Source organism: Oceanispirochaeta sp. M1 (assembly GCF_003346715.1).
Classification (GTDB): Bacteria; Spirochaetota; Spirochaetia; order DSM-2461; family DSM-2461; genus Oceanispirochaeta.
Map to the genome: position 1 here is coordinate 1 of NZ_QQPQ01000008.1, position 16,483 is coordinate 16,483.

Annotated in this window: 12 protein-coding genes; 3 read left to right on the plus strand and 9 right to left on the minus strand. The window is 44.8% G+C overall.

The window, feature by feature from the left end; translation table 11 throughout:
• Positions 1-312 precede the first annotated feature (312 nt).
• Both aspS and DV872_RS06910 read right to left on the minus strand, forming a co-directional pair.
• Positions 313-2,094, minus strand: a complete 1,782-nt coding sequence (gene aspS / locus DV872_RS06905; protein WP_114629131.1) for an aspartate--tRNA ligase — start codon at positions 2,092-2,094, stop codon at positions 313-315.
• A 78-nt stretch (positions 2,095-2,172) separates the two neighbouring features.
• Complete coding sequence (locus DV872_RS06910) at positions 2,173-3,087, minus strand: DUF2156 domain-containing protein (RefSeq protein ID WP_158546867.1); 915 nt, start codon at positions 3,085-3,087, stop codon at positions 2,173-2,175.
• A 183-nt stretch (positions 3,088-3,270) separates the two neighbouring features.
• Here DV872_RS06910 and DV872_RS06915 point away from each other — a divergent pair, with 183 nt between their 5' ends.
• From DV872_RS06915 to DV872_RS06925, 3 genes are all read left to right on the plus strand, one after another.
• Positions 3,271-4,446 carry an aminotransferase class V-fold PLP-dependent enzyme gene (locus DV872_RS06915; RefSeq protein ID WP_114629133.1) on the plus strand — a complete coding sequence of 392 codons (1,176 nt, stop codon included), beginning with the start codon at positions 3,271-3,273 and terminating at the stop codon, positions 4,444-4,446.
• A gap of 62 nt (positions 4,447-4,508) precedes the next feature.
• Positions 4,509-5,471, plus strand: a complete 963-nt coding sequence (locus DV872_RS06920) for an iron-sulfur cluster assembly scaffold protein (RefSeq protein ID WP_114629134.1) — start codon at positions 4,509-4,511, stop codon at positions 5,469-5,471.
• 5 nt (positions 5,472-5,476) lie between these two features.
• A complete protein-coding gene (locus tag DV872_RS06925) occupies positions 5,477-6,715 on the plus strand; it encodes a DUF763 domain-containing protein (RefSeq protein ID WP_114629135.1) in 1,239 nt (412 codons plus the stop codon).
• Here the strand turns inward: DV872_RS06925 and DV872_RS06930 are convergent.
• The 7 genes from DV872_RS06930 to melA all read right to left on the minus strand — a co-directional run bounded on the left by DV872_RS06930 (position 6,712) and on the right by melA (position 16,358).
• Complete coding sequence (locus DV872_RS06930; protein ID WP_114629136.1) at positions 6,712-7,956, minus strand: hemolysin family protein; 1,245 nt, start codon at positions 7,954-7,956, stop codon at positions 6,712-6,714. The genes DV872_RS06925 and DV872_RS06930 overlap by 4 nt on opposite strands.
• 244 nt (positions 7,957-8,200) lie before the next feature.
• Positions 8,201-9,046 (minus strand): carbohydrate ABC transporter permease, encoded by an 846-nt coding sequence (locus tag DV872_RS06935; RefSeq protein WP_230391475.1) that lies wholly within the window; start codon positions 9,044-9,046, stop codon positions 8,201-8,203.
• Entirely contained in the window at positions 9,036-9,938 is a 903-nt protein-coding gene (locus tag DV872_RS06940; RefSeq protein WP_114629138.1) for a carbohydrate ABC transporter permease, read from the minus strand. The genes DV872_RS06935 and DV872_RS06940 overlap by 11 nt, the downstream gene beginning before the upstream one ends.
• Before the next feature lie 73 nt (positions 9,939-10,011).
• Positions 10,012-11,262, minus strand: a complete 1,251-nt coding sequence (locus DV872_RS06945) for a sugar ABC transporter substrate-binding protein (RefSeq protein WP_114629139.1) — start codon at positions 11,260-11,262, stop codon at positions 10,012-10,014.
• 128 nt (positions 11,263-11,390) lie between these two features.
• Positions 11,391-12,944 carry a response regulator gene (locus DV872_RS06950; protein ID WP_114629140.1) on the minus strand — a complete coding sequence of 518 codons (1,554 nt, stop codon included), beginning with the start codon at positions 12,942-12,944 and terminating at the stop codon, positions 11,391-11,393.
• Entirely contained in the window at positions 12,941-14,701 is a 1,761-nt protein-coding gene (locus DV872_RS06955) for a sensor histidine kinase (RefSeq protein ID WP_147283117.1), read from the minus strand. The genes DV872_RS06950 and DV872_RS06955 overlap by 4 nt, the downstream gene beginning before the upstream one ends.
• Positions 14,702-14,954: 253 nt before the next feature.
• The gene (gene melA / locus DV872_RS06960; protein ID WP_158546868.1) at positions 14,955-16,358 is read right to left on the minus strand and encodes an alpha-galactosidase; all 1,404 of its coding nucleotides are present in this window, start codon (positions 16,356-16,358) and stop codon (positions 14,955-14,957) included.
• Positions 16,359-16,483 lie beyond the last annotated feature (125 nt).

A 16,483-nucleotide genomic window follows, 5' to 3' on the forward strand; every position in this document is an offset into this window, starting at 1 on the left:
GTATTAGTAGAGCTGCTTCGTGATCAGTGACTTCGAATGGAATTGAAATGTTTAGATCCAGGGATAATTGCTGATATTGTGAAAATGAGGTAAGATTCAATTCGTGCTCCTTTTAATTGTTTGTAGTTAAACAAATTGTAGCACGATGGGGTCGCTTTGCGGCCCCTTTTTACATTTAAAGACTTTCGAATAATTGTTTTGAAAAAGAAAAGGGCTGTCGCTTTAGTCTAATTAGACTTTTGCAACAGCCCCTTTAATATTTATAAGTCTTTATGTTTAAAGCAGAGTACGGCTGGAACCATACTCCGGTGCTTAATCTTCTTCCGGAGGCATAATAACCTGCAGGTGCAGATCCTGAAGCTGATCGGTATCTACAATGGCGGGGCTGTCATCCATGGGAGACATTCCTGCACTGTTTTTCGGGAAGGGGATAACTTCCTTGATGGAGCTCTTACCAGCCATGATCATTACAAGGCGGTCCAGACCGGCGGCAATTCCTCCATGAGGGGGCGCACCATAGCGGAAGGACTCCAGAAGGAATCCAAAACGCTCTTCGGCAATCTCTTTGGGAAAGCCGACCACATTGAAGATCTTCTGCTGCAGCTCTGGATCGTGGACTCTGATAGATCCCGAAGCAAGTTCGTATCCATTGAGAACCAGGTCGTATAGGTCTCCCTTTACGGGGCCGGGATCGGTTTCAAATGTGTCCAGGTACTGATCCTGAGGCATGGAGAACATATGGTGAGCCGGTTCCCATGCCTGATCTTCTTCGTTGTATTCAAAAAGAGGAAAGTCTACAATCCAGACAAATTTGAACTGACTCTCGTCAATTAAACTGAGATCCTTTCCGAGTCTTGACCGTACGGCTCCCAGTGAATTACAGGCAGTCTTCCAGTTCGCAGCCATCAGGAGAATCAGGTCTCCCTCGGAGGCTCCCAAACCTTTTTTTATCTCATCAGCCTGGGCTGTGAAGAACTTTGAGATTCCCCCGTCCAGACCTTCTGCAGTTACCTTCATCCAGGCCAGACCTTTGGCGCCGAATGTTTTTGCAGTTTCTTCGAGATCAGAGATTTTTTTACGTGAATAATCAGCTGCCGCACCGGGAACAACCATGGCCTTGACCACACCGTCGGACTCCAGAACAGATTTAAATACTGAGAACTCACTGCCGGGAACAAAGGATGCGAAATCCTGAAAAGCCAGTCCGAAACGGAGGTCTGGTTTATCGCTTCCATAGAGATTCATGGCATCATCGTAGGGGAGACGTTCAAAGCTGACAGGCAGCTCAGTGTTCAGTGCTTCCTTGAAGATGTGACCCATCATTCCTTCGGCGACGGCAAAGATGTCATCCTTGGATACGAAGCTCATCTCTATATCGATCTGGGTGAATTCAAGCTGTCTGTCACCCCTGGCATCTTCATCACGGTAGCAGCGGGCCACCTGGAAGTATTTATCAAATCCTGAAACCATCAGAAGCTGTTTGTACAGCTGAGGAGACTGGGGCAGGGCAAAGAATTTTCCCGCATGGAGTCTGGAGGGAACCAGGAAGTCTCTGGCCCCTTCGGGGGTGGATTTAATCAGTGTGGGTGTTTCAATCTCGAGAAAATCATCTTTCTGGAGATATTCCCTGAGAGCGTATGTCACCTTGTTTCTCAGAATAATTCTGTTCTGCATACCCTTGGATCTCAAGTCCAGGTAGCGGTATTTCAGGCGTGCGGTTTCATTGGAATCAGTTTCATCTTCCACCATAAAGGGGAGAGTGAGACTTGTATTGAGAACTTCAATATTCTTTACTGATATCTCAATTTCACCGGTGGGCATATCGGGATTTATCATTGAGTCGGGTCTTTTTCTGACAAGCCCTTCTATGGCAACACAGTATTCAAATTTCAGGCTGCCTGCCAGTTCCGCCAACGGGGCGGGAACATCTTCATCTACCACGATCTGAGTTTCACCATATCTGTCTCTAAGGTTAATAAAGTGGATACCGCCGTGATCGCGGTTTCTATGGACCCATCCATTGAGGATTACGGTCTTTCCATCATCAGAGGCTCTGAGACTGCCGCAGGTTGCGGTTCTTTTCATCTTTTCCATAGAAAGGAATGTATCATTTCTGGGCAGTCAGAATCAATGAGGCTGCTGGGGCAAAATCCTTTATTAGGATGGATTTGACTAATCCCGGGGACTTTCCAGCTCAGTTTCCTGGACAGAAGGTTCAGTCTGTTTAAAGTGGATTCTGTATTTAAGAGCCATCCTGTCGGGAAGGTAGGAACGTTTTGTTTTTCGGAGGCCCTCAATTCCAAGATCCTGCTCAAGGTTTATCTCTTTGAATCCCCTGCAAAAGTGTTCTGCATAACGGTTGAACATAAATTGATAGATTCCCTTGTAGTTTACATCTCCCTTGGCAAAGTGAATTGTAAATATATCAGGGCTGATCTCTTCTCCAAGCATAAATCCTGAAGGTTCACAATCTGCATAGAAAATGGCGCCCTTCAGGCGGAATTGTTTTCTTTTTTCAAGGGCTTCCCTGCACTGGTAGTAATCTGAATCTCCCATCTCCTGTGTGGAGCTTTCCTGCCAGGAGTCCAGAAGATCCAGAGGCTGCTGAATGTTGTCATCCCGGAGCTCTTCTACATGGGGTACATACAGGTTCTGGTACTGTTTGAGGAGGTTCCTCTTCTTATGAAGCTTTCTTCCTGGGTAGTGCTGCATTTTTTCTGTTGTATATAAGTAGTCAGAGTCCTGTTCAAGGTGATCATGATAGAAATTCCATTTTTCCAGTGAAGGGAGCCACTCTTCGGGAACGGGGAAGATCATATCGTAGTCTTCCTCTTTTCCTATACGTACAAGCTCGTTTGTATATTCTTCTGAATACCGAAGATCCTTCAGGGGCATCAGGTAGCGCAGTTTATCGTAGCTCAACCCTGAAAGAAAATAGAATTCACCGCTTTTTAAAACTTCATATTTATGGGTGTTTCTAAAAAAATAAAGATTGGCAAAACAATATTCTGAAAGGGGTATTTTTATATCCTGCAGCATTGGTGCAAGCAGTTCTCTATGCTCGTATTTAAATTTTTCCCTTTCCATTCTTCCTCCGGGTCTCATTTAGGATGTTTCGTTCATGATGTATATATGTTCTGGAATATACTAACCCAGACACTCCATAGCAAGAAAAAAGTATCAATCCCTATGCTTTTACTAGACTATCGGGGTGGAAAGCTGTTTTCTTATTGCTGAAAATTAATTATATTTGTCTAACAGGAGTATTCAATGGAAAGAATCTATCTCGACAGCAATGCCACAACAGTTGTGGATCCTCTGGTAAAACAGTCAATGGATCCCTTTTTCTGTCAGATGTACGGAAACCCGAATTCTCTTCACCGCTTTGGTACGGAAACCCATCCTGCCATGAGTATTGCTCTGGACCGCATGTATAGTGCTGTCGGAGCAGCGGATGAAGATGATATTATTATAAATGGATGTGCCACAGAAGGTAATAACACAGTTCTCAAGGGTGCATTTCTTGATGCAATAGCCAAGGGAGAACCCTGTCATATTATTACATCACAGATTGAGCATCCCAGTATTCTTCATACATGCCAGTATCTTGAGAAAGAGCATGGTGTAGAGATCACCTATCTCCCGGTTAACTCTGATGGCCTTGTCACTCTTGAGAGTCTTAAAGCCAATCTGGTTCCCAGAAAAACATCTCTGGTCTCAATCATGTGGGCCAATAATGAGACTGGCCTTATCAATCCTATAAAAGAGATGGCGGAATATACGAAAGAGCATGGTGTACTGTTTCATACCGATGCAGTACAGGCTTTTGGAAAGCTCCCTATAAACCTTCAGGAAGTTCCTGTTGATTATATGACATTCTCTGCCCATAAATTTCATGGACCTATAGGTGTGGGCGGACTGTATGTCCGATCTGCCGCTCCCAACACAGCTCTGCTTCACGGTGGAGAGCAGATGGGTAAAAAGAGAGCGGGTACTGTAAATGTTCCATTTATGGTGGGAATGGGACTGGCAATGGAGCTGGCTGTTCAGCATATCGATTATTACGATAAGGAAGTCCGAAAACTCAGAGATAAGCTGGAAGATGCTATTCTTGCATTACCAGACACCATGATTATCGGTGAGAGAAAATATAGAACACCCAATACCATTCTGGCCAGTTTCAAGGGGATTGAAGGAGAGGCTTTTCTCTGGGATCTAAATAAAAACGGAGTAGCAGCCTCAACCGGAAGCGCCTGTTCCTCAGAAGAACTTGAAGCGGATGCCACATTTCAGGCAATGGATATGGATAATAATCTATCTCATACGGGAGTTCGTTTCTCTCTTTCCCGTTTTACAACGGAAGAGGAAATTAACAGCGCAATTGAAATTATATATAAGACGGTACAGAGGCTCAGAGACATTTCAAGTACCTATGTAGGCCCTTAGGCCAAAACAATAAAATCACCAAAGCCGTAAACCGGCTTTGCTAGTATTAGGAGATAAGTTATATGGCTAAGAATGATCTGCTTGGAGGTTCTCTCTGGGATAATTACTCTAACAAGGTAGCAGACAGAATGGATAATCCTGTTTATCAGGGTCAAATTACCGAGAAAGAAGCCGAGACCCTGGGTGCCCGACTGGTTGTTGCAGACTGGGGTGCCGAATCCTGTGGTGATGCGGTTCGCCTGTATTGGGCCGTAGACAAGAAAACTGATGTTATTGTGAAAGCAAGCTTCAAGAGTTTCGGATGCGGTACAGCCATTGCTTCCAGTGACATGATGGTTGAGTTATGTCTTGGAAAGACTGTAGATGAAGCTATTCAGATTACCAACATAGATGTGGAAAAGGCTCTGAGGGATGATCCGGATACTCCGGCTGTTCCCCCTCAGAAAATGCATTGTTCCGTAATGGCCTACGATGTAATCAAGCAGGCAGCAGCAATCTTCAAGGGTGTCGAGAAAGGAATCCTGGATGATGATGAAATGGTCTGTGAATGTGCTCGTGTTACTCTCAAGACAATTCAGGAAGTTATCAGAATTAATGATCTGAAGACTGTTGAAGAGATTACAGATTATACAAAGGCGGGAGCCTTCTGTAAGTCTTGTATCAAACCCGGCGGTCATGAACAGAAAAAATATTATCTTGTGGATATTCTCAAAGAGACAAGGGCTCAGATGGATATGGAGAAGGTTCGGATTGTTGAGGAACCTTTTACAACCCGATCACCCTTTCAGAAGATGCGTCTGATCGAGAACTATTTTGATGCCGAAGTCAAACCCCTCCTTCACAAGGACGGCGGAGATGTTGAAATCCTGGATATTCGGGATGGAGATGAAGGGACAACAGTTATTGCTATTACCTATAAGGGTGCCTGTATGAGCTGCAGCTCCGCCTTGACCGGAACTCTTAATTTTATCGAGAACGGCCTGCGTGATAAGGTAGACGATTCAATCAGAGTCTCTGTACAATAGGAAGTATGAAAAGCGGCACGGCAGATCTGCCACTGCACAATGGAACAGTACCCCGCTGGCTGTCCGAAAGGATGGCCCGACTCGGGCGGGAAGTTGTACGCATCCTTGTGGAGGAACAGGGGGCCGATGCTTTTTTGACCCGGCTGAGTGATCCTTTCTGGTTTCAGTCTCTGGGCTGTGTCATGGGAATGGACTGGCACTCATCCGGTATCACAACTTCGGTTATGGGAGCTTTGAAAAGAGGTCTGAATCCTCTCTCTCATGAACTGGGGATCTATGTCTGTGGAGGGCGGGGACGTTATTCCCGGGCAACTCCGAATGAAATCATCGATATATCCGGACGGGAAGGTCTTGATGCGGATGATCTTATCCGCTCTTCCCGTCTCAGTGCCAAAGTGGATAACAGCTGTCTTCAGGATGGTTTTCAGATCTATCTTCATAATTTCATATTAACAAGAGAAGGGCATTGGGCTGTTGTACAGCAGGGCATGAACAAGGAGAGTGGCATGGCCAGACGCTATCACTGGCACTCTCCCAGGATAAAGTCTTTTGTTCTGGATCCTCAGGCGGCGGTGTCCGGTAGGAATCAGGGTGAGCTTATCAACCTGAGTGACAGCCGATCCGCAGAGGCCCACAATGCCATTCTTGATTTCAGCAGACAATCCCATTCAGTTCAGACCGGAGAACTCAGACAGCTTCTGATGCCCTCCCGTCATGATGTCAGGCCGGAGGATATCGACCCCAAAAGGCTGGGAGCCGTACTTGCTGCCGCCGGTGAGTCCGGAGCTGTGAATTTCTCGGATCTTCTGATGATCCAGGGGCTTGGTCCCAGGACATTGAGGTCACTGGCTCTGGTGAGTGAGGTTCTCTACGGCAAACCATGCCGTTTTGATGATCCCGCCAGGTTCTCCTTTGCTCACGGCGGCAAAGATGGCCACCCCTTTCCTGTTCCTCTCAAGGTTTATGATGAGACCCTGCAATATCTGGGACGTTCGGTTTCAAGGAGCCGGGTGGCTGAGAGTGAAAAGAGGGACAGTCTCAAGCGTCTGCATCAGCTTCAGCTCCGGATAGAATCTCTTGGAAATATTGAAGTCGATGCTGAACAGGTTATGGACTGGGACAGGCGCCACTCGGCGGAGTTCGGCGGCAGGACGGTAGCCTCTGTGGTTGGAGGACCCCGAAGGTCCTACAGCCGTTCGCAAAGTGAAAAAAGAGAGAAGGGTTCACAGCTTGAGCTGTTTTAACTTTTCCCAGATTTCTTAAAACGGATCTCTTCAATCTTATTGTTGGTGACTTTTGAGACAGTATAGCGACCTTCCGGCAGAACAGCTTCCGTTCCTTCGATTGGAATCACTCCCAGCTTTTCGGTAAGGTAGCCGCTGATGGTCAGAGTCTTGATGTCATGTTCAAGATCCAGGCCGAGGTGATCATAGAGATCATAAAATGATGTATCTCCCTGGATGATCCATTCATTATTATCACCAGTTAGAATCTTATCAGTTTCGGTCTCTTCGTTTTCATCATAGAGTTCACCGAAGATCTCTTCGATCACATCTTCCATAGTCACAATACCAGTCAAGCCGCCGTACTCATCAAGAACGACAGCCAGATTGATTTTCTCTTCCTTGAACTGATGAAAAAGGTCATGAACCATTTTTGTTTCGGGAATATAAAAGGGTTCGTGCATGTTATCTTTCAGACGCAGTCCTTTTTCTCCGGCGGCCAGAGCTTTCAGGATATCTTTAATCCAGACTATTCCCACAATATGTTCCGGATTATCATTGTAGACAGGGACTCTGGAGAAATCTTTTTCCAGAAGCTCATCCAGAATATCCTCTATTGCTGATTCCTTATCCAGACAGAATACTTCGGTTCTGTAGGTGGTTATCCCCTTAACCGGTGTATCGTTGATGCGGAAAACGTTCTTGACCATCTGTTTTTCATAGCTCTCTACAATTCCCATGTTTTCACCCAGAGAGACCATCTGCAGGAGATTGTCCAGGGTAAATGACTTTTTCACCTGCCCGGCAAAGAGGCGTGTGATAAGAGAGCTGATCCCGGAAATTGCCCATATGACGGGACGGAAGATAAAGCTCAATATATGAACGGGACGGGCCATTCTAAGACATATGCTCTCATTTTTGGCCAGGGCGATCTGTTTGGGGGTTACTTCACCGAATATCAGGACGAAAAGGGTCAGTATTCCTGTCATAAAACCGATAAACTGTGATCCGAAGATGCTGATTGTCAGAGATGTGGCGAGTGCTGTAGCTCCGATATTTGCAAGGTTGTTACCTATTAACAGAGTTGTGAGCAGCACATTAGGTTTTTTTGTAAGTTTGGTGACTCGCCGTCCACGCTTGCCTTTTGTTTTCTCAATCTCATGTATCTGGAAAAGAGATAATGATGTGAAGGCTGTCTCTGTTGATGAAAACAGAGCCGACATCATAAGGAGGAAGATCAACAGTGATATTTGTGAAATCATAGAACCGTAAAACCTTCTGCATGTGCCGTCTGAAGCGGCTGGAGGTTCAGAGTTCCAAAAAGAGTTGAATTATATAAATAAGGGTCGGGGTCATCCATAGTGAAATTATTCATGAAATTGTAAGAATATGCAAGATTATCTCTTTAGATCGTGATTTGATAAATAATCAGTATAATTGTTTTTTCATTTAATATATTAAATGAAAAGGGGGGTGTGGACAGTTTTTTCTGCCACACCCCTGTCCTCAGCCCTTGATCCCTGTGGAAGCAATTCCTTTTACAAACTGTTTCTGAAAGACTATGAAAAGAAGAATCATAGGCCAGATGGCGATAGTTGCACCGGCCATCATTACAGGATAGTCAGTGAAAAACTGTCCCTGAAGATTGGCTAAACCAGCAGAAAGAGTGAACATCTCTGTTTTTGTGTTCACAATCAGAGGCCACATCAGTTCTTTCCATGCAAAAAGAGCAGTGAAAATACTCAGGGAGACTAATGCGTTACCACTGAGAGGGAGCATGATTTTCCAGTAGATCCGGAAAGGATTGCAGCCATCTATTATTGCTGCCTCCTCCAGATCATTTGGAATACTCAGAAAAAATTGCCTGAGAAGAAAAGTTCCAAAGGCACTGACGAAACCGGGAAGGATCAGGCCCGGAATAGAATCGAGCCAACCCAAATTGATGGCGATCAGATACTGAGGTATCAGGAAAATCTGTGGTGGTACCATCATCTGTATCAGAACCAGGGAGAACATCAGGTCTCTTCCGGGGAATTTCAGTCTTGAAAATCCGTAGGCTGCCATGGAGCTGAAAATCATGACAGGAATCAGACGACCGATTATCATGGCTGCTGTATTCCGGAATAGAAGACCGAAGGGTAGGAGGTGGGTTACCTCCTTATAGTTTCCCCATTGAAAAATCTCCGGCATAACGCGAGGAGGGACCTGGATGGATTCACCAAGAGTCTTTACGGATGTCAGGAACATCCAGAGAAAAGGAGCGATCATGGTAAAGGCACCCAATCCCAGCAGGATATAAATGATCAAATGATTTGTTGTTCTCTCTTTCATAAGGGGTTTTCTAGTCTCCATAATGTACCCATCTCTTCTGTCCCCGGAATTGAATCCAGGTGACGATCATAATTACTATCAAAAGACCCATAATGACAGATGAAGCATAGGCTTTGTCCATCAGTTCGAACCCTTTCTGATAATAGTAGCGAACCAGGGTTCTGGTGCCGGGATAGGCCGGGTTGGAGTTATTGGATTCAAACATCATATAGATCAGGTCGAACTGTTTCAGACCGTTGATTACACTGGTGATGACAACAAAGAAAATAGAGGGAGTCAGCAGAGGAAGGGTTATGCTGAAGTAGCTTCGCAGGGGGCTGGCACCATCAATTGTAGAGGCTTCGTAGTACATTTTCGGAATTCCCTGAAGACCTGCCAGCAGAATAATCATGTTATAACCGACAGACGACCAGATGGCTATGGCGGCTATGGAGATGAGAGACCAGGCGGGATCTGTGTTCCAGGAAGGACCTTGTATATAGACCATTCCTAAAAGCTGGTTCAGAATCCCATAATCGGCGTTATAGATCCAGCGCCAGATCATGGCTACGGCTGCCGGAGCGGAAACGACGGGAATGAAAAACAGGGTTCGGAACAGACTTCGAGCCTTGATTCCCGTATTAAGAAACTGAGCTGTTATCAGAGAAAAAAACACTCCCAGGGGGACAGTATAGAGGGTAAAGAGAACTGTGTTCCTCATGGACAGCCAGAAATCGGGATCACTGATCAATTCATAGTAATTGCCCAGGCCCTCCCATTTGAACTGCCCAAAGTCTCCTGAACTGCAGAGACTCAGGTAGAACGATTGTATCATTGGCCATAGGTTCAGAATTACCAGCCCGATGACTGTGGGTAATATCATAAAATAGCCCCATCCGATGTTACTCAGACGGCGCTTCATTTTTTTATTCATGGAGTAAAGTTCCTGTCAGAAATTCCCGGGAGCAAATACTCCCGGGGTAAAATTGATTCTTGAAGAAATCCTATCAGTCGCTGAGTACTTCGTTGACTCTGTTGGCTATGACACGACAGCCTTCTTTGACACCGATTTCATTATTCATGATTTTGACCATGGTCTCTTTTTCGAACTGGAGATACTGGGGTGATTTTTTACTGAATGGGTAGACAAATCCATCTCCCAGCTGTTCAACAAAGGCATTCAGGTTGAAGTCTTTGTTGTAATCGATCCAGGGTTTCTGGGTTCCTTCATATGCGGGAATTGCAGAACCTTCGGCAGCACTGATCAGCTGAGCTTCCTTGCTTCCCAGATATTCAACAAATCTCCAGGCGGCATCGGGAGCCTGACTGTCTGCGGCAACTGAGTTGGCAAGACCGTTATAGACAGTGGCTCTTCTTTTACCCATGGGGAGTACTGCCAGATCGGCAATCTGTGATGTTATCTCATTTTTTGTCAGCCAGGTAACATTCCAGGCTCCGGTGAAATACATGGCCAGTTTGCCGGATGAGAACATGGCATTGGGCTTGGTATCGGCCATCTGCTGAACTGTGGGAGATATTTTGTACTTATGAATCATGTCATAAAGATGCTGTATGGCAGCAATAGTCTCAGGACTGTCAAAACCGGAGCGGTTTTTCTCGTAGTCGATAATGGTTCCATTATTCTGGAGGATATAGTTATAGTATACTTCCTGTCTGTCGACTGCTGCTGCATATCCATAGACTCCGTTCTCTGCATCTGTCAGCTTCTGAGCTACTTCAACCATTTTATTCCAGTCCCAGCTGGCATCGGGATAGGTTATGCCGGCGGCATCGAATATTTCTTTATTATAGACAAGACCGATGGTGTCGAAGTCTTTGGGAACTCCGTAGTGTTCGTCTCCAATTGTATATAATTCTGTAACACCTGCAGGGTATTTGCTCATATCCAGACCGGCTGATTTAATCCGGTCGCTCAATGGCATCAATTTTCCTGCATCGGCATACTTATAAAAACGAGTGACATGCATCCAGAAAACATCGGGCATGTTTCCACCGAGGGTTGCAGCCTCAAGTTTTGTCCAGTAATCACTCCAGCTGGATACCTGGAGTTCTACGGTGATGTCGGGATTTTCAGCCATAAATGCATCGGCCATTGCTTTCATGCCGGGCTCCTGGTTTTTATCCCAGAATGCATAGCTGATAGTCTGAGATCCGTCGGTTTTGGCCTCCTGCTGTCCATTGGCCCACAACGAAACACTTAGTAGTAGGGAAAGTAGAATAAATGCTGTTTTTTTCATTAAAAACAACCTCCTTAATATTGTAGCTTTATTGTAAGAGCAGTATTACCAATGCAATAGATAGGAATTTATATGAAAAGGGACACAACAGTTCTGTTGTATTTGCAATGAGAAAGTAATATGGTTTCTTATATTATGATTTCGTGTATTCTGTTCCGATAATCCCGTGGGCTGACTGATGTCATGGTCTTAAATATGCGGCTGAAATATTTTTCATTCTGAAACCCGGCAAGTGAAGCAATTTCGTATATGCGGTATTCCGGGTGGTGTATTAATAGGTCTTTTGCCCTTTCTATTCTTCTTTTGCTCAGATAGTCGCTGAATTTTTCCTCTGTTTTATCTTTGAACCAGCTGCTGAAATAGGTTCTGCTTAAACCCGTATGTTCGGCTACCTCCGAGAGGGTTAGGGGTGAGGCCAGATGGTCGTCCAGATAGGAAAGTGTTCTGCTTATCAGGGCAATGGGCAGGTCATTGCCACGGCTGTTCAGGGCTGATAGATTTTCGAGGAGCAGCTCTTTTAATTCTTCTGGAGAGCCGTGTTTCCATAGTGTTTCGGTCTGAAAAGGGGAGGGGTTAAATTCAGGGTTTTCCACGGCTCTCTTTGTATGTTTCTGATTTATGACATCTGCAGCTCTTAGAGCCAGATATTTTAACAATGAGGCATCCTTCCGTCTGAGAATTTCTTCAAAAAGATTATTCAGTCTGAGTTCTATTTCTTCCCGGCTGTGTGCGGGTGCAAGGAGCTTTTCTGTATCGTTATAGAATGACTCTACATTCTCATCTTTCCGGGATTGCAGAGTTGGATCTTTCTGAAAGCAGCAGATCTGAGTCGTATGAAAAAAGCTCTGCCAGAGAATGTTTTTAACTTTTTGATAACCCATGTAGAGATAGTTTGGATCCTTTGTTATCTCTCCTACTGCTATGAATACGCTGGTGTGGATGTAGGTCTTCAGAGCACTCTGCAGCTGTCTGAATTTCAGTCTGATTAAATCATCATACAATTCATCCGAATTACCATAAAAAAGGAGAATCCAGTGCATACTTTCCTGGCTTCCATCGTAAAAGAAGACTTTATCCGGAGTGAGAATCCCTGTTGCCAGCTGATATATTTTGTATTTTTGGTGACTGTCAGTATTGGCATCTTTGATCTGAAGGATTGAGACTCGATAGGAGAGATCTTCATACCCTTCGGGTAAACACAGTGATTTCCTTTCTCTTGATTTTGAGGATGGGGCAAAAATGAATTCCTTCAGACTATTCTGCAGAAGGAGGGGGTTCCGGTCCTGGATACTCTGGTGCAGTCTGTTCTCCAGTTTTTCGCTGACCGACAGTAGAAACTGCCGAAAATTATCTTTGTTCAGATCAGATTTAAGAATATAGTCGCAGGCTCCATTTCTCATGGCCTCCCTTGTATAATCGAAATCATCATGATTACTGAGAATCGCAATGAGACCGCTATAGTTCTGCTCCCTTAAATCTTTCATCAGTTCAATCCCATTTTTCTCGGGCATCAGAATATCTGTAATAATGATATCGGGTTGAATCGTCTGCCATATATCCAAAGCCTCTCTGCCGTTTGCCGCTTCACCGGCCAGGAAAAAGCCTTCCGCTTCCCAGTCAACCAGCATCTTAATGCCCATTCGGACCAATAATTCATCATCCACCAGCATGACACGGATCATAAGCGTTCTCCTTCAATAATAATTGTACAGAGTCCACCGCTCTCTGTGTTTTCCAGTTTCAATACGGAGGATTCACCGTAGTGCAGTCGAAGACGGTTTCGGATATTCTGAAGAGATACTCCATTTCCTTTACTGGGGATGGTGCTCCCTTCTTCCCAGGCCCGGAGAATATCTTTGTCAAATCCCCGTCCGTTGTCAGCAACCATACAGATGAAGCCTTTGTCCTGTTTTCTACAGCAGATATCAACACAGCCTTTCTCATCTGTAAAGGCATAAAGAAGGGCATTCTCAACCAGAGGCTGGATAATAAGTTTCGGTACAGGGAGGGAGGCACAATCCTGCTCAATGCTTATAGTCAGATCATATTTCTCAGGAAATCGGAAATTCTGTATAGTCATGAATTTTTGGATATTATCCATTTCCTGACTCAGAGGGATCATCTCTTCATGTTGATTGATATTGTTTTTCAAGAGGCTGGTCAATGCACTGACCATCTCAACAATTCCATCATTTCCTTTAATCAGGGCCATCCATTTTATAGAATCAAGGGTGTTGTAGAGAAAATGGGGCTTAATCTGAGCTTGAAGAGCCTTCAGTTCGGCACTCCTCTTCTCCTCCTGGTTCCTTAAAAGACGCTGCTGGTAATCCTGCATCCTTGTCATCATATGATTAAATGAGCGCTCCAGAGCTCCCACTTCATCGGACTGTTCTTCAGGAACTGAGAGACTGAACTGCTTATCCTCAAAGCGATGCATCTCCTTTTCCAGTCTCTTAATAGGCCTGGTAATCCGTGAAGAGAGAAGTGAACTGACAAACAGAGTGATCAGTAGAGAGATTATCAGGCTGAAGATGAAAAATTGTCTATGCCTGTTGACCGGAGCCATAAGTTCGGATTTGAGAATTTCTTCTAAAAGAAGTATTCCATCTTTAGATGCTGAATAGACATACCAGTACTCTTTTTTTCCTATGGACCTGGCGACATGACCTTCATTCTGAAAGGAGAGCAACTCATCCTTGTTCAGTGAAGGCCCCTTGTGTATAAACGGGAAGAGTATGTCTCCATTTTTGTTGTAAAGATAAAGCTGACGGTTTTCATCGCTGGGAATATGAAGGATGATATTTTCAAAAATAGTAAAATAGTCGAGAGATACCAGAATCATGGCCTGAAACTTACCGCTACGGTCGCTCAGAGGATGAACCAGAGTGATGTACTGAGTCCTTTGCTCCCTTTTTCCCTTTGTATCATCTTCTGTCTGATCAGGGAGAGTCAGAGAGCTGAAATCCCTGACATCCATATAAATTAAAAGTGGAGTTCCGGTCTCAATAACCTGCCGATACCAATGACTCTCCCGAATTTCCTTTTCTTTTATGTCGTAGGTATAGGTTGTGGAAAGAATTCCCTTCTCAATTGGAAGCATTGTAATGGACATAAGCCCCACCCTTCTACTGATATACCGCAGTAGAGTATTGGTTAAATCGTGTCCATTTGTATCGATATCCTTAAGTTTTTCTATAAACTCTTCGTCTGTTTCCAGGTCCTTAATTACGTAGGACATTTGTTCAAACTGGGAATTTAGATTTTGTCTGACCAGGTTCAGGGTTGTGGCGGCTTCGCTGAGAACCAGGTTTTCGATGGAATTGCTTGAGGTTAATAGAAGTGAAGTTCCCTGTGTGAACAGCAGGATTGTGCTGACCAGGGAAATTGTCAGAAAAAGCCGGTTTCTCAAGCTCTTCTGTACCCAGTTTTTCAGGCCCACCAATATTCCTGAAGGTCTGATTTAAGGATTTCTGCAGCTCCAGGGCCGGTGGGGACAATGATTAATACGTTTTCCATTTTTTTTATCATAGCAGAGAACTCCTACTTGTCAATTCCAGGAATTACCAGCCTGGGAATACACTGCTCCTATTCCTGGAACAGTGTATTCCGGCTGTTGATCCCCTATGTATAAAATAGAAATCATGAGATGAATTGCCTGAGTAGAGAACTCTCATCCTTTCCTCAAGCACTTTTTACTGATTGGCCTTTGCAGGGTCGGTGTGCGTTCCCACCTCAGCTTCAGGTTCCATCTCATATACAAGCGGTTTGTCTTCAGGGATTGCACCATTCATACAGGGCGTCCATTTTTTATGGGCTTCCATCAGTTCACGGGTCATGCCACGGATCTGGTCAAGGGTACAGCTCATGGCTGTCAGAGGATCCATTGTCATGGCCTGGAATAACTGCTCTGCATCACCGTTCTGTGTTGCCAGGACCGCGAGTTCCTGAACACTCATCTGCATTCGGTTGATCGCAGCAAGATGAGGAGGAAGGCTCCCGACATGAAGGGGTTGAATACCATTCTTATTAATAAGGCAGGGGACTTCCACGACGCCGTCATAGGGCAGATTCTCAATAAGGCCGTCGTTCATAACATTTCCATATATTACCGTATCTTCGCCGGTTTCTATGGCATGGATTATCTGGGAACCATATTCACGGCTTCTTTTCAGGTCGATAGGATCTTCCCAATCGGCCATCTTCTGCATCTGTTTTTTCCAGTCCGGTCTATCGTAGAGGGTCTTGATGAAACCATGGCCGCCATTCCATTCAGAATACTCTCCCGGGCAATATCGTTTTACTGTTTCTGCATCTTTCCGGAACCAGGAATTATATTCGGAGACATGCCCGCTGGATTCGGTGACAGGGTAACCAAGGTGTTTTACATATTCCATACGAGCTGAGTCGCCATACCATATTTCCGGTTTGACGGCCAGTTCCCTGATTCGAGGGAGGAGATCCCTGCCGTTATGTTCAAATTTGGTAAACCAGGCCTCATGATTGATTCCGGCACACTTGAAGTTGATCTCTTCCAGAGGAATTTCCAGGCGCTTTGCCCATTTATCGGCTGTACTCTGTACGGAATGGCAGAGACCTACATACTGTATTTCCGGGGCCTCCTCAATAAATCCTTTTGAAAGCATACCCATGGGATTGGTGTAGTTCAGAACAACAGCTTCCGGACATATTTTCTTAATATCCCTTGCCATACTCTCCAGTATCGGGAGGGTTCTTGCACAGCGCATAATCCCACCCGGGGTCAAGGTATCACCGATGCACTGGTCAATTCCGTATTTGGCGGGAATATCGATCTCTTTCTCTATTGCTTCATAACCTCCGACAAGTATGCTGATAATCACATAATCGGCATCTTTCAAGGCCTCTGATCTGTTAGCATAGGAGGATACAGTTGCTTTACTATATTTCCCCTCCTTGAAGATCCTTTCTACGATTTCTTGGGCATATTTCAGACGAATGGGGTCCGTATCCACAAGTTTAAAATTACAACTCTGCAGTTCCGGATAACTCAATATATCAGCTGTGAGCCGACTGGAGAAAACCAGGCTTCCGGCGCCGACAATTACGATGTTTGCCATATTCATACCTCTTCTTTGTGTTTTGATTTTCCTCGTTTGTATATTGATTGTATGGTCTATTTTTTCAGTTGAATACTGTTAATTTGTTGTTTTATTATGGCAAAATTAGTAAATATACAGTAAAA